We start from the raw sequence: 13,452 nt of genomic DNA on the forward strand, positions 1-13,452 counted from the left end.
GCCGCCATTTGACGACCCGGAAGTCATTGAAAATCCGGTAAAATTGCGGATTGGCGCAAAAATTGCACCCCCCGAACCTGCGGTACGCCCGCGCCCGCCTTGCGGCGCGCGGCGCCGGGCCGCTCAACCGCTTGTTGCCGCGCGGGCTCTCACGCCGGCGCCCCCCTGAACACTAGATGGACCATATCCGTAATTTCTCGATCATTGCCCATATCGACCATGGGAAGTCCACCCTGGCCGACCGGATCATTCAGCTTTGTGGAGGGCTGTCGGATCGGGAGATGGAAGCGCAGGTCCTCGATTCGATGGATATCGAAAAGGAGCGCGGCATCACCATCAAGGCGCAGACCGCTGCGCTCAGCTACAAGGCGCGCGACGGCAAGGTCTACAACCTGAACCTGATCGACACCCCGGGACACGTCGACTTCAGCTATGAAGTGAGCCGCTCGCTGTCCGCCTGCGAAGGCGCGCTGCTGGTGGTCGACGCCTCGCAGGGCGTTGAGGCGCAGACCGTGGCCAACTGCTACACCGCGATCGAGCTGGGCGTGGAAGTGGTGCCGGTGCTGAACAAGATCGACCTGCCGCAGGCCGATCCCGATAACGCGATCCAGGAGATCGAGGACGTGATCGGCATCGACGCGCAGGACGCCACGCCGTGCTCGGCCAAGACCGGGCAGGGCGTGCAGGACGTGATCGAGGCGCTGATCGCCAAGGTGCCGCCGCCCGAGGGCGACGCCGACGCGCCGCTGCAGGCGCTGATCATCGATTCGTGGTTCGACAACTACGTTGGCGTGGTGATGCTGGTGCGCGTGGTCAACGGCACCCTGCGTCCCAAGGACAAGGTGCTGCTGATGGCCAACGGCTCACAGCACCTGGTCGAGCAGGTGGGCGTGTTTACGCCGAAGTCGATCCCCCGCGATGCGCTGACGGCGGGCCAGGTGGGCTTTGTCATCGCCGGCATCAAGGAACTGAAGGCGGCCAAGGTGGGCGATACCATCACCACCATGCAGCGCAAGGCCGAAGCGCCGCTGCCGGGCTTCAAGGAAGTCAAGCCGCAGGTGTTCGCCGGCCTGTACCCGGTTGAGGCAAACCAGTACGAGGCGCTGCGCGAGTCATTGGAAAAGCTGCGGCTCAACGATGCCTCGCTGATGTTCGAGCCGGAAGTGTCGCAGGCGCTGGGCTTCGGCTTCCGCTGCGGCTTCCTCGGCCTGCTGCACATGGAGATCGTGCAGGAGCGCCTGGAGCGCGAGTTCGACATGGACCTGATCACCACCGCGCCGACGGTGGTGTACCAGGTCGAGATGCGCGACGGCACCGTGATCACCGTGGAAAATCCGGCGAAGATGCCGGACCCGAGCAAGATCGAGGCGATCCTGGAACCGATCGTCACCGTGAACCTGTATATGCCGCAGGAATATGTCGGCTCGGTGATTACGCTGTGCACGCAGAAGCGTGGCTCGCAAATCAACATGAGCTACCACGGCAAGCAGGTGCAGCTGACCTACGAAATCCCGATGGCGGAAATCGTGATGGACTTCTTCGACCGCCTGAAGTCGGTGTCGCGCGGCTATGCGTCGATGGACTATGAGTTCAAGGAATATCGCCCGTCGGACGTGGTCAAGGTCGACATCCTGATCAACAGCGACAAGGTCGATGCGCTGTCGGTGATCGTGCACCGATCGAACTCGCAATACCGCGGCCGCGAGGTCGCGGCCAAGATGCGCGAGATCATTCCGCGCCAGATGTACGACGTGGCGATCCAGGCCGCCATCGGCGCGAATATCATTGCGCGCGAAAACGTCAAGGCGCTGCGCAAGAACGTGCTGGCCAAGTGCTACGGCGGCGACATCACGCGCAAGAAGAAGCTGCTGGAAAAGCAGAAGGCGGGCAAGAAGCGGATGAAGCAGGTCGGTACGGTCGAGATCCCGCAGGAGGCTTTCCTGGCCATCCTGCAGGTGGATGACAAGTAAGAAGGCGCCGCGAGCAGGGCAGTGCCACGCGCGGCGGCTTGCCGCCGTGGTGAAAGAACAGGCTGTACCAGGATTTCAAAAAACCAGAAGCCGTCATGAATTTTGCACTGATCCTTTTTGTGCTGGTGGTGATTACGGGCGTCGCGTGGGTTGCGGACAAGCTCGTGTTCGAGCGGCAGCGCCGCTCTTCGGCGCGGCTGGCGCTGGCCGAGTTCGATTCGCGCCAGGCCGACCTGCAGGGCCGCTTCGGCGCGGCGGAAGCTGACGCCACGCGCAAGCGCCTGGCCGAGGAAAAGCTGCGCCAGCCGTGGTGGCTGGAATATTCGGCCAGTTTCTTCCCGGTGATCCTGGCGGTGTTCGTGCTGCGCTCGTTCGTGGTCGAGCCGTTCAAGATCCCGTCCGGCTCGATGATCCCGACGCTGCTGATCGGCGACTTCATCCTGGTCAACAAGTACGAGTACGGCATCCGCCTGCCGGTGGTGAACAAGAAGGTCATGGACATGGGCGAGCCGCAGCGCGGCGACGTCATGGTGTTCCGCTACCCGAAGGACCCGTCGCTCGACTACATCAAGCGCGTGATCGGCGTGCCGGGCGACGTGGTGCAGTATGCCAACAAGCGCCTGACCATCAACGGCAAGCCGGCCGAGTACGCCGCGCTGCCGGATTTCCTGGACGAGGAGCGCCTGGCATATTCCAGGCATTTCCGCGAAAAGCTGCCAGGCAGCGTCGATCATGGCATCCTGAACGACGCCGACCGCCCGGCGTTTATCGCGGGGGCGGACCCGGATTTCCCGTACCGGGAAAACTGCACTTACAATCAGCAGGGCGTGACCTGCAAGGTACCTGCAGGTCACTATTTCGTCATGGGTGACAACCGGGACAATAGCCTGGATTCCCGTTTCTGGGGGTTCGTGCCGGATGAGAATATCGTCGGCAAGGCCTTTGTAATCTGGATGAACCTGGGCAATTTCGGACGCGTGGGAACGTTCAAATAAGAATCCCCGCGGCGCAAGAACACTCAACGCTAAACGAGGACGAGCGCATCATGGGTCAACTTGGGAAGGTGGGGGGCAGGAATCCGGTACGACGCCGGGCAGGCATAGGCGGGTTTTCCGTCTGGACGCTGCTGGTGATCGTGGTGTTCGTGATCGGGGTGGCCTTGCCGGCCCTGCGCGCGATCCCGAGCCTGGTGGAGTATTTTTCGGTCAAGCGCGCCGCCAGCTATGCCAAGCAGCGCGCCGCCAACAAGCGCGAAGTGGTCGATTTTTTTGAAAAGCAGGCAGCCATCGACCGGATTACCGCAATCAAGGCCGAGGACCTCCTGATCCGGGAAGACGAGAACGGCACCATCCAGTCGGTCGATTTCTCGTACCGGACCGAGGTACCCGTCTACGGACCCCTGAGCCTACTGATTACCTATTCAGGAACGCAGCACTGATATGAACCTCGACGCCTTGCAGCAACGACTCGGCTACCGATTCAGCAAGCCCGAATTGCTGCAACAGGCGCTGACGCACCGCAGCCACAGCGCCCAGCACAACGAACGCCTTGAATTCCTGGGCGATTCGGTGCTCAACTGCGCCGTGGCCGACATGCTCTATGGCATGTTCGGCAAGCTCGACGAGGGCGACCTGTCGCGCGTGCGGGCCAACCTGGTCAAGCAGCAGGCCCTGTACGAGATCGCCCAGATGCTGCAGCTGTCCGACACGCTGCGCCTGGGCGAGGGCGAACTCAAGAGCGGCGGCTTCCGCCGTCCGTCCATCCTCGCCGATGCGCTCGAAGCCATCGTCGGCGCGGTGTTTCTCGACGCCGGCTTCGACGCCGCGCGCGCGCTGATCCGCAAGCTCTATATCCCGATCCTGGAGCAGGTCGATCCGCGCACGCTGGGCAAGGACGCCAAGACCCTGCTGCAGGAATACCTGCAGGGCCACAAGATCGCCCTGCCGCAATATAACGTAATCGCCACACACGGGGCCGCGCACAGCCAGCAGTTTGAAGTCGAGTGCACGGTGCCTAAACTGGAAGTCCGGGTGTTCGGCACCGGCGCCTCGCGGCGCGCCGCCGAGCAGGCCGCCGCCAAGCTGGCACTGGATGAAGTCCAGAAGCTGGTGCCGCAGCTGCTCAAGCGCAGCCGCGCCGAGCGCACCGGCAAGACCCGCAAGCAACCCGTGCCGCAAGACCCACAGCTGTCTCTCAGGTTGAAGGAATGACCGAATCTACCCATCCGCAGCAAGACGCGGCGGATACCCCGGCCGCGGCGTTCCGCTGCGGCACCGTGGCCATCGTCGGCCGCCCCAACGTGGGCAAGTCCACGCTGATGAACGCGCTGGTCGGCCAGAAGATCAGCATCACCTCGCGCAAGGCGCAGACCACGCGCCACCGCATCGTCGGCATCCAGACCACGGATGACGCGCAGTATGTGTTCGTCGACACGCCGGGCTTCCAGACCCGCCACGCCAGCGCGCTGAACCGTTCGCTGAACCGCGCGGTCACGTCCACGCTGTCGTCGGTGGACCTGGTCCTGTTCGTGGTCGAGGCCGGCTACTACGGCGCCGACGACGAGAAGGTGCTGTCGCTGCTGCCGAAGAACACGCCGGTGCTGCTGGTCGCCAACAAGCTGGACCGCGTCAACGGCGAGAACCGCCTGGAAGTGATGATGCCCTTCCTGGAAAAGATGGGGCAGCAGTTCCCGTTCCGCGAAGTGGTGCCGATGACGGCCAAGACCCACGACCATATCGCGCGCCTGTTCGAGATCATCCGGCCCTACCTGCCGGAAGGCGAGCCGATGTACGACGCCGACGCCATGACCGACCGCAGCGAGCGCTTCCTGGCCTCGGAGATCATCCGCGAGAAGGTGTTCCGCTGGACCGGCGACGAGCTGCCGTACACCAGCACCGTGATCATCGACAAGTTTGAGACCGAAGGCCGCCTGCGCCGCGTCTTTGCCACCATCCTGGTCGAGCGCGACGCGCACAAGGCCATGATCATCGGCAACAAGGGCGCCAAGCTCAAGCAGATCTCCACCGAGGCGCGCCTGGACATGGAAAAGCTGTTCGACGGCAAGGTCTACCTGGAAATGTGGATCAAGGTGAAGAGCGGCTGGGCCGACAACGAAGCAGGGCTGCGCGCGTACGGCTACGAGTGAGCACAACAGCGAGCGACCAGTGAGCAAGACGGCTGACATCGCGCGCGCGCCGGCGCCGGCGCCACGGTCCCGCCGCGCCGACCCCGTGGTCGACGAGGCCGCCGAACTGCTCGACAGCAAGGCGCTGCCCGGCATGGCCGACGCTGCCGCGCGCGCGATGATGGATCGCGCCATGCGCATCGTGCCGGCCCGGCCCGAGTCGCGCGTGGCCGAGCAGCCCGGCTTTGTGCTGCATGCCTGGCCGTATCGCGAGACCAGCCTGATCCTGGACCTGTTCACGCGCGACTACGGCCGCATCTCGATGGTGGCCAAGGGCGCCAAGCGCCCGCACTCCGCACTGCGCGCGGTATTGCAGCATTTCCACCCGGTCTCGGTGTCATGGAGCGGCCGCGGCGAGGTCAAGACCCTGACCAAGGCCGAGTGGGTCGGCGGCATGCCGCCGCTGGCCGGCGACGCGCTGCTGTCGGCGTTCTACCTGAACGAGCTGCTGATGCGCTTCTGCCCGCGCGAGGATGCGCATCCGGCCTTGTTCCGCCATTACCTGACGACGCTGACGCGGCTGGCGCACGGCGAGCAAGCCGGGCTGGTGCTGCGCAGCTTTGAACGCGTGCTGCTGCAGGAAACCGGCTTCGCGGTTGCGTTTGACCAGTGCCTGAGCACCGGCGAGCGGGTCCAGCCGGGCCTGGACTATGTCTACCAGCCAGAGCGCGGCGTGCGCCGCGCGCAGCCGAGCGACCCGTCGTCGTGGCCGGTGGTGACCGGCCAGACCCTGCTGGACATGGCGCAGGACGATTACAGCCGCGCGCAGACCGCCGCGCAAAGCCGCGCGCTGATGCGGTTCCTGCTGCATTATTATCTGCAAGGCGCGCCGCTGAAGACGCGCCAGATTCTGATCGACCTGCAGTATCTCTGACCGACTCAAGAACCATCCGACTCACTCCTGCACCTGCTCGCATGATCTTCCACGCAAATCCGGGCGTCATCGACCTTGGCGTCAATATCGACCACGTCGCCACGCTGCGCAACGCGCGCGGCACCGTGTACCCCGATCCCATCCGTGCCGCGCTGCTGGCGGAACAGGCCGGCGCCGACCTGATCACGCTGCACCTGCGCGAAGACCGCCGCCATATCCGCGATGCCGACGTGCGCGCGCTGCGTCCGCAACTGGCCACGCGCATGAACCTGGAATGCGCGCTCACGCAGGAGATGCTCGACATCGCCTGCGAGATCCGTCCGCAGGACGTATGCCTGGTGCCGGAGCGCCGCGAGGAAGTGACCACCGAGGGCGGGCTGGATGTGGCCGGGCGTTTCGAGCAGGTCAAGGCGGCGTGCGCGCAGCTGGCCGGTGCCGGCACCCGCGTGTCGCTGTTCATTGATGCCGATGCCGACCAGATCGCCGCGGCGGCCGCGTGCGGCGCGCCGGTGATCGAGCTGCATACCGGCCGCTATGCCGATGCGCATACGCCCGATGAGCAGGCGCTCGAGTTCCGCCGCATCGCCGATGGCGTCGATGCCGGCCAGAAGCACGGCCTGGTGGTCAACGCCGGCCATGGCCTGCACTACACCAATGTGCAGCCGATCGCCGCGCTGCCCGGCATCAAGGAGCTGAACATCGGCCACGCGATCGTGGCGCATGCGGTGTTCGCGGGCTGGGAGAACGCGGTGCGCGAGATGAAGGCCATCATGGTCGCCGCGCGCCTGGGCACGCGCTATCCTGCCGCGGGCGCCCCGGCGTGATCTACGGCGTCGGCACCGACATCATCCAGATCGCCCGCGTGCAGGGCGTGATGGAACGCACCAACGGCCGTTTCGCCGAGAAGGTGCTGGGCCCCGATGAGCTGGCCAAGTACCACGCGCGCAAGGCGCGCTCCGAGAAGCGCGGGCTGGCCTTCCTGTCCACGCGCTTCGCTGCCAAGGAGGCGTTCTCCAAGGCCATCGGCCTGGGCATGCGCTGGCCGATGACGTGGCGCGCCATGGAGCTGATGAACCTGCCGTCCGGCGAGCCCACGCCGGTATGCCATGGCGAGCTGGCCGCATGGCTGGCGGAACGCGGGCTCACCGTGCGGGTCAGTGTCAGTGACGAGCACGACTTTGCCGTCGCCTTCGCCATTGCCGAGCGTGCGGGCGGGGCGGCTTCCCAACCTACAGCCTTGTGAATCCAACAACTTCCATGTCCAAGAAGAACTCCGGCAAGCGGCCGGGCCCGGTGGTCCTCGACGTCGTCGGCAAGCAGCTCGACGCGGAAGATGCGCGCCGCATCGCGCATCCGCTGACCGGCGGCGTGATCCTGTTCGCGCGCAATTTCGAGTCGCGCGCGCAACTGCAGGCGCTGACGCGCGCCATCCGCGCGGTGCGCGACGACGTGCTGATCTGCATCGACCATGAAGGCGGGCGCGTGCAGCGCTGCAAGACCGACGGCTTCACCCACCTGCCGGCGATGCACCGCCTGGGCGAGCTGTGGGAGCGCGACGTGCTGGCCGCGACCAAGGCCGCCGTGGCCTGCGGCTATGTGCTGGCCGCCGAACTGCGCGCCTGCGACATCGACCTGAGCTTCACCCCGGTGCTGGACCTGGACTACGGCCGCAGCGCCGTGATCGGCGACCGTGCTTTCCACGCCGATCCGCGCGTGGTGTCGATGCTGGCCGGCCACCTGAACCACGGCCTGCTGCTGGCCGGCATGAGCAACTGCGGCAAGCACTTCCCTGGCCACGGCTACGTCGAGGCCGATTCGCACGTGGCGATCCCGGTCGACGAGCGCTCGCTGGACGAGATCCTGGAGCAGGATGCGCGCCCGTACGAGTGGCTGGGCCTGTCGCTGTCGTCGGTGATGCCGGCGCACGTGATCTACCCCAAGGTCGACCCGAACCCGGCCGGCTTCTCGCGCTACTGGCTGCAGGACGTGCTGCGCGCCCAGCTGGGCTTCGAGGGCGTGATCTTCAGCGACGACCTCAGCATGGAAGGCGCCAGCGTCGCCGGCAATGTCACCGAGGCCGCGCGCGCCGCGCTGACCGCGGGCTGTGACATGGTGCTGATCTGCAACCACCCGGAGCGCGCCGACCAGTTGCTGACCGAGCTGGACGTGGGCATCGACAAGACCTCGCAGCGCCGCATCCGCAAGCTGTTCGCGCGCAGGAAGCCGCTGGACTGGAACAAGCTGCACCAGGAAGGCGAGTACCGCGCCGCGCTGCGCACGCTGAAAGAGCACGACCTGATCGCCTGAACGGGGCCGCGTGCACAAACAAAAATGGCAGCCGCGGCTGCCATTTTTGTTGACCGGCCCCGCGCTGAAGCGGGGCGAAGCAAGCGCCTCAGTTGGCGCGGCTGCGGTATTCGCCGGTGCGGGTGTCGATTTCGATCTTGTCGCCGATGTTGCAGAACAGCGGCACTTGCAGCTCGAAGCCGGTGTTGATCTTGGCGCCCTTGAGCACCTTGCCCGACGAGGTGTCGCCCTTGACGGCCGGCTCGGTGTAGACGATTTCACGGACCAGCGTGGTCGGCATTTCAACCGAGATGGCCTTGTCGTTGTAGAACACCACTTCAACGTTCATGCCGTCTTCGAGGTAGTTCAGCGAGTCGCCCATGCTGTCCTTCTCGACTTCGTACTGGTTGTAGTCGGCGTCCATGAACACGTACATCGGGTCAGCGAAGTACGAGTAGGTGCATTCGCGGCGCTCCAGCACCACGACCTCGAACTTGTCGTCGGCCTTGAACACCGACTCGCCCGGTGCGTCCGTCAGCAGGTTCTTGTACTTCATCTTGACCACAGCGGCGTTGCGGCCCGACTTGTTGTATTCGGCCTTCTGCACGACCATCGGATCGCCGCCGATCATGAACACGTTACCGACGCGGAGTTCCTGTGCGATTTTCATCTGAACTGTTTTCCTGAAATAGAAAGTAGGAATTTGGAATGGCGAAGGCGCGCTGCCGGCATCACCTGCGGTGAGCCTGTGAGCCCCAACGAGAGGCGTTCACGCGCTCGCGACCCCGTGCTCAGCTTGCATACAGGTCTTCGCCCAGTGTCGGTCTGACGCCTGGGAAAGGCCCTGGTTCTCCGGCCCGGTCGCCATTTGAATCAACCGATCATTTTACCTGATTTTCGCAAAACGCCACCAGGTTGGCGGCAAGATCGCCGGGATGCTGCAAACGCCGCTCCCAGCGCGCTGCGATCGCGGCAAGTGCCGGCAGGTGCGCACGCAGGCGCGGCCAGTCCACGGCATTGCCATAGCCGTTCCAGGCGTGCCAGAAGTCCGTCAGCGCGGCCGCTGCTTCCGGCGCCACGCCGCCCTGGCCGAACAGGTCGAGCCAGGCGTCCAGCTTCACCCGGTGCGCGGCATCGTCCTGCGGGTAGATATGCCACACCAGCGGCCGCGCCGCCCATTGCGCGCGCACGAAGGAATCCTCGCCGCGCACGAAGTTCAGGTCGCAGGCCCACAGCAGTTCGTCAAAGTGCTCCTGGCGTACGAAAGGGATGAGCTGCACGCACAGGCTGCCGCGTTCCACCGGGTCGCCAATCCGCAGCGGGGCACCCAGCCATTCGGCGACCTGGTCCGCGGCCAGGCCTGCGGGCACCAGGCAATGGACCGCCTCGGCGGCATCGCGCCATTGCTCCAGCAGCGCGGGCAGGGCCGGGTTGCGGTAGGCAAACAGGCTCACGCGCAGCGCATCGGGCCGGGGCATCACGCTCAGCCGGTGCCACAAGGCCGCTTGGGCAGCCGTGCCGCCGAGGAAGGCGGCGCGCTGCGCGCCCAGCATCGATTCCCGCAGCAGGCCGCCGGTGCCGGGCTCGAAGCCGGGGAAGAAGAAATGCTTCACCAGCGGCAGCCGCGGATGGGGCGAGGGCATCGCATGGTGCTCCCGTACCCAAGGCTCGGCGCTCAGGTATTCCAGGTTGATCCAGGCGGGTTTGGGGTCACGCGCGGCCATGCGGGCCAGGAAGGCTTGCGGCACATCACAGGCGAAGGCTTCGATGACGGCATCGTGTGGCTCGACCCCGGCGGTGTCATCCACGCTGTCGCCACCCGGCCGCCACGGACGGATCTCCACGCCCGCCAGGCGCTGCACCGTGGCGCCGGTATCGAGTTCCGGCGCCAGCCGCGCGAAGCTGGCCAGGTCATCGACCCACAGCCGCACCGCGTGCCCGTGTTCCTGTGCGAGCTGGCGTGCCAGCCGCCAGCAGACGCCGATGTCGCCGAAATTGTCGATCACGGTGCAGAAGATGTCCCAGGAGCGGATAGGCATGGCGGGTGAGGGGCGGGCGGGGCGCGCGCTGAATTGCTCTAAACTTGCGATTTTAGAGGCCATGCCGTTTTGATGCGCGCAGGCCGTGTAGCGGTCACCGTCCCCAATGTCCGACCAGCAACCCGATTCCCCAAATCCCGCCGACGAAGTTCCGGCCGAAGCGGCGGCCGCCCGGCCAGCCGAGGTGACTGCCGAGGCGGCTGCTGAAGCGCCGCCGGAGCCGTTCGACCCGCGCCCGGTCATTTCCCGCCTGCCCGGCCTGCCGGGCGTGTACCGCTATTTCGACGCGGCCGGCAATGTGCTGTACGTGGGCAAGGCGCGCGACCTGAAGAAGCGGGTGTCGAGCTACTTCAACAAGACCCAGTTGTCGCCGCGTATTGCGATGATGGTGGCGCGCATTGCCCGCATCGATACCACGGTGGTGCGCACCGAGGCCGAGGCGCTGCTGCTCGAGAACAACCTGATCAAGGCGCTGGCGCCGCGCTACAACATCCTGTTCCGCGACGACAAGTCGTACCCGTTCCTGAAGCTGACCGGGCACCGCTTCCCGCGCATGGCGTACTACCGCGGCGCCACCGACCGCAAGCACCAGTACTTCGGGCCGTTCCCTAGCGCCTATGCGGTGCGCGAGAGCATGCAGATCCTGCAGAAGGTGTTCCAGCTGCGCACCTGCGAGGACACCGTCTTCAACAACCGCACGCGGCCGTGCCTGCTGCACCAGATCCATCGCTGCACCGGGCCGTGCGTCAACGCCATCAGCGAAGAGGACTATGCGCGCGATGTCGCCAACGCGGCGCGCTTCCTGCAAGGCCGCCAGACCGAGGTGCTGGAAGGCCTGCAGGGCAAGATGGAACAGCATGCCGAGCGGCTGGAGTTCGAGCAGGCCGCGGCCGTGCGCGACCAGATCGCGGCGCTGTCGACCGTGCTCAAGCGCCAGGCGGTGGAAGAGGTGGGCGGGCAGGCGCGCGACATCGACGTGCTGGCCGTCGCCGTGGAGGGCGGGCGTGCCTGCGTCAACCTGGCCATGGTGCGCGGCAGCCGCCATCTGGGCGACAAGGCCTACTTCCCGGCCCATGCCGGCGAAGCGGCGATGATCGTCGAGGATGCCGATGAGCGCGACGATGACAGCGCCGCCACCGCGCCGCCGCTGACCGTCGACCGCATCGCCACCCGGGTGCTGTCGGCCTTCATGGTGCAGCACTACCTGGAGCAGCCGGCGCCGCCCATCATCGTCGTCAGCCATGCGCCGGACGATGCCACGGTGCTCGAGGCGCTGACGCTGCACGCCGGGCGCAAGGTCACGCTGGTGCGCCAGCCGCAGGGCCAGCGCAAGATCTGGCTGGAGATGGCGCAGCAGGGCGCGGCGCTGGCGCTGTCGCGCCGGCTGGCCGAGCAGGGCAGCCAGGAGGCACGCACGCGCGCGCTGGCCGAAACCATCGGGCTGGACCTGGAAGACCTGGCGCTGCTGCGCGTGGAATGCTTCGACATCAGCCATACCGCCGGCGAGGCCACCCAGGCATCGTGCGTGGTGTACCACCACCACGACATGCAGAACAGCGAATACCGCCGCTACAACATCCAGGACATCATTCCCGGCGATGACTACGCGGCCATGCGCCAGGTGCTGACGCGGCGCTATCAGAAGCTGGTCGAGCAGATCCAGGAAGACGGCGGCATGGAGGCCGGCAGCGAAGCCGCGGCGCAGCTGCCGCAGATCGTGCTGATCGACGGCGGCAAGGGACAGGTCGAGGTGGCGCGGCAGGTGTTCGAAGAGCTCGGGCTGGATATCGGCCTGCTGGTCGGCGTGGCCAAGGGCGAGGGCCGCAAGGTCGGCCTGGAGACGCTGGTGTTCGCCGATGGCCGCCCGTCGCTGGAACTGGGGCAGGGCAGCGCCGCGCTGATGCTGGTGGCGCAGATCCGCGACGAGGCGCACCGCTTTGCCATCACCGGCATGCGCGCGCGCCGCGCCAAGACGCGCACCACCTCGCGCCTGGAAGAGATCGAGGGCATCGGCGCGCGCCGGCGCCAGAAGCTGCTGACCCGCTTCGGGGGGCTGCGCGGCGTGATGGCCGCCAGCATCGACGAACTGGCCAGCGTCGAGGGCATTTCACGCGGCCTGGCCGAAGAGATCTACCGGCAGTTGCACTGAGCGCGCGGGGCCGCGGGGTGGGAAATTGGCCAGTGATGGTCGATTGGTCCGGAAATCGGCGACAATCGCAAGATTGGTTACCGTCCCCCGCCGCCCGAGTTCCATGCCCTTCAATTTCCCGATCCTGCTGACCTGGCTTCGCGTCGCCATGATTCCCCTGGTGGTTGGCGTGTTCTACCTGCCCGACGCGTGGCTGCCGATGCACGCCAAGAACCTGACGGCGGCGTCGTTCTTCATCATTGCCGCGGTCACGGACTGGCTGGACGGGTTCCTTGCGCGGCGCTGGAACCAGACCTCGTCGTTCGGGGCCTTCCTGGACCCGGTCGCCGACAAGCTGATGGTGACGGCGGCGCTGCTTTCGCTGCTGGCACTGGGCCGGGTCACGGACCTGATCGCGCTGGTGATCATCGGGCGCGAGATCACCATTTCGGCGCTGCGTGAATGGATGGCGCAGATCGGCGCTTCCAAGAGCGTGGCGGTGAACTTCCTCGGCAAGCTCAAGACCACGGTGCAGATGGTGGCGATCCCGCTGCTGCTGTACAGCGACCGCCTGCTCGGCTTCGATGCCCACCTGCTCGGCACGTGGATGATCTACGTGGCGGCGGTGCTGACGCTTTGGTCGATGTTCTATTACATGAAGCTGGCCTGGCCGCAAATCCGCGAGCGCAGCGGGATGGTGGCGCGCGCCGGCGCGCAGAAGTGAAAAGAATTTTTGAAAAGGTGTTGACGGCGAGAGCAGTTCTTTGCATAATCTCATTCTCGTTGCTGACGACGCAAACGAAAGCAGCGAGATAAGGTAGGTTTGACGCAAGATGTTGTGAGATAACAGCGTGTTGCGGCATAAAACGCCTTAGTTGGATTTTAGTGGTGCCCTGCGGGAGTAGCTCAGTTGGTAGAGCGCAACCTTGCCAAGGTTGAGGTCGCGAGTTCGAGACTCGTCTCCCGCTCCA

The 13,452-nt window shown here is 65.7% G+C and carries 13 protein-coding genes and 1 tRNA gene; 12 read left to right on the forward strand and 2 right to left on the reverse strand.

The window, feature by feature from the left end; translation table 11 throughout:
• Nucleotides 1-176 precede the first annotated feature (176 nt).
• The 9 genes from lepA (at nt 177) to nagZ (ending at nt 8,335) form a co-directional block, all read left to right on the forward strand.
• The gene (lepA, locus tag AC3WVS_RS18765; protein WP_010814687.1) at nt 177-1,970 is read left to right on the forward strand and encodes a translation elongation factor 4; all 1,794 of its coding nucleotides are present in this window, start codon (nt 177-179) and stop codon (nt 1,968-1,970) included.
• 95 nt (nt 1,971-2,065) lie between these two features.
• The gene (lepB, locus tag AC3WVS_RS18770; RefSeq protein ID WP_011615721.1) at nt 2,066-2,965 is read left to right on the forward strand and encodes a signal peptidase I; all 900 of its coding nucleotides are present in this window, start codon (nt 2,066-2,068) and stop codon (nt 2,963-2,965) included.
• Between the two features lie 50 nt (nt 2,966-3,015).
• Nucleotides 3,016-3,408, forward strand: a complete 393-nt coding sequence (locus AC3WVS_RS18775) for a DUF4845 domain-containing protein (protein WP_492319864.1) — start codon at nt 3,016-3,018, stop codon at nt 3,406-3,408.
• A gap of 1 nt (nt 3,409) precedes the next feature.
• Nucleotides 3,410-4,180, forward strand: a complete 771-nt coding sequence (gene rnc, locus AC3WVS_RS18780; protein ID WP_010814690.1) for a ribonuclease III — start codon at nt 3,410-3,412, stop codon at nt 4,178-4,180.
• On the forward strand, nt 4,177-5,115 hold the full coding sequence (gene era, locus AC3WVS_RS18785; protein ID WP_010814691.1) for a GTPase Era: 939 nt from the start codon (nt 4,177-4,179) through the stop codon (nt 5,113-5,115). The genes rnc and era overlap by 4 nt, the downstream gene beginning before the upstream one ends.
• A gap of 19 nt (nt 5,116-5,134) precedes the next feature.
• Nucleotides 5,135-6,028 carry a DNA repair protein RecO gene (gene recO / locus AC3WVS_RS18790; RefSeq protein WP_439670798.1) on the forward strand — a complete coding sequence of 298 codons (894 nt, stop codon included), beginning with the start codon at nt 5,135-5,137 and terminating at the stop codon, nt 6,026-6,028.
• A 41-nt stretch (nt 6,029-6,069) separates the two neighbouring features.
• On the forward strand, nt 6,070-6,852 hold the full coding sequence (pdxJ, locus tag AC3WVS_RS18795; RefSeq protein WP_492319865.1) for a pyridoxine 5'-phosphate synthase: 783 nt from the start codon (nt 6,070-6,072) through the stop codon (nt 6,850-6,852).
• Nucleotides 6,849-7,271, forward strand: coding sequence for a holo-ACP synthase (gene acpS, locus AC3WVS_RS18800; protein WP_340520375.1), 423 nt, complete (start codon nt 6,849-6,851; stop codon nt 7,269-7,271). Before pdxJ ends, acpS begins: the two co-directional genes overlap by 4 nt.
• A 14-nt stretch (nt 7,272-7,285) precedes the next feature.
• Nucleotides 7,286-8,335: a beta-N-acetylhexosaminidase gene (nagZ, locus tag AC3WVS_RS18805; RefSeq protein ID WP_492319866.1), complete on the forward strand. Its 1,050-nt coding sequence runs from the start codon at nt 7,286-7,288 to the stop codon at nt 8,333-8,335.
• A gap of 88 nt (nt 8,336-8,423) precedes the next feature.
• Here nagZ and efp read toward each other — a convergent pair whose 3' ends face one another.
• Entirely contained in the window at nt 8,424-8,984 is a 561-nt protein-coding gene (efp, locus tag AC3WVS_RS18810) for an elongation factor P (RefSeq protein ID WP_010814696.1), read from the reverse strand.
• Between the two features lie 211 nt (nt 8,985-9,195).
• Nucleotides 9,196-10,353, reverse strand: a complete 1,158-nt coding sequence (gene earP / locus AC3WVS_RS18815; protein WP_492319867.1) for an elongation factor P maturation arginine rhamnosyltransferase EarP — start codon at nt 10,351-10,353, stop codon at nt 9,196-9,198.
• A gap of 106 nt (nt 10,354-10,459) precedes the next feature.
• Between earP and uvrC the strand changes: the two genes are divergently transcribed.
• The 3 genes from uvrC (at nt 10,460) to AC3WVS_RS18830 (ending at nt 13,452) form a co-directional block, all read left to right on the forward strand.
• Complete coding sequence (gene uvrC / locus AC3WVS_RS18820) at nt 10,460-12,502, forward strand: excinuclease ABC subunit UvrC (protein ID WP_492319868.1); 2,043 nt, start codon at nt 10,460-10,462, stop codon at nt 12,500-12,502.
• Between the two features lie 103 nt (nt 12,503-12,605).
• Nucleotides 12,606-13,205 carry a CDP-diacylglycerol--glycerol-3-phosphate 3-phosphatidyltransferase gene (gene pgsA, locus AC3WVS_RS18825; RefSeq protein WP_013957352.1) on the forward strand — a complete coding sequence of 200 codons (600 nt, stop codon included), beginning with the start codon at nt 12,606-12,608 and terminating at the stop codon, nt 13,203-13,205.
• 171 nt (nt 13,206-13,376) lie between these two features.
• A tRNA-Gly gene (locus AC3WVS_RS18830) sits at nt 13,377-13,452 on the forward strand.

The organism is Cupriavidus sp. CPT47-8839-RL05A, from assembly GCF_058792255.1.

Bases quoted from the DNA above. Each gene is read 5' to 3' on its own strand.
- era (WP_010814691.1), top strand. From the start codon at position 4,177: ATGACCGAATCTACCCATCCGCAGCAAGACGCGGCGGATACCCCGGCC.
- lepB (WP_011615721.1), top strand. From the start codon at position 2,066: ATGAATTTTGCACTGATCCTTTTTGTGCTGGTGGTGATTACGGGCGTC.
- AC3WVS_RS18775 (WP_492319864.1), top strand. From the start codon at position 3,016: ATGGGTCAACTTGGGAAGGTGGGGGGCAGGAATCCGGTACGACGCCGG.
- nagZ (WP_492319866.1), top strand. From the start codon at position 7,286: ATGTCCAAGAAGAACTCCGGCAAGCGGCCGGGCCCGGTGGTCCTCGAC.
- uvrC (WP_492319868.1), top strand. From the start codon at position 10,460: ATGTCCGACCAGCAACCCGATTCCCCAAATCCCGCCGACGAAGTTCCG.
- pgsA (WP_013957352.1), top strand. From the start codon at position 12,606: ATGCCCTTCAATTTCCCGATCCTGCTGACCTGGCTTCGCGTCGCCATG.
- pdxJ (WP_492319865.1), top strand. From the start codon at position 6,070: ATGATCTTCCACGCAAATCCGGGCGTCATCGACCTTGGCGTCAATATC.
- lepA (WP_010814687.1), top strand. From the start codon at position 177: ATGGACCATATCCGTAATTTCTCGATCATTGCCCATATCGACCATGGG.
- earP (WP_492319867.1), bottom strand. From the start codon at position 10,353: ATGCCTATCCGCTCCTGGGACATCTTCTGCACCGTGATCGACAATTTC.
- rnc (WP_010814690.1), top strand. From the start codon at position 3,410: ATGAACCTCGACGCCTTGCAGCAACGACTCGGCTACCGATTCAGCAAG.
- efp (WP_010814696.1), bottom strand. From the start codon at position 8,984: ATGAAAATCGCACAGGAACTCCGCGTCGGTAACGTGTTCATGATCGGC.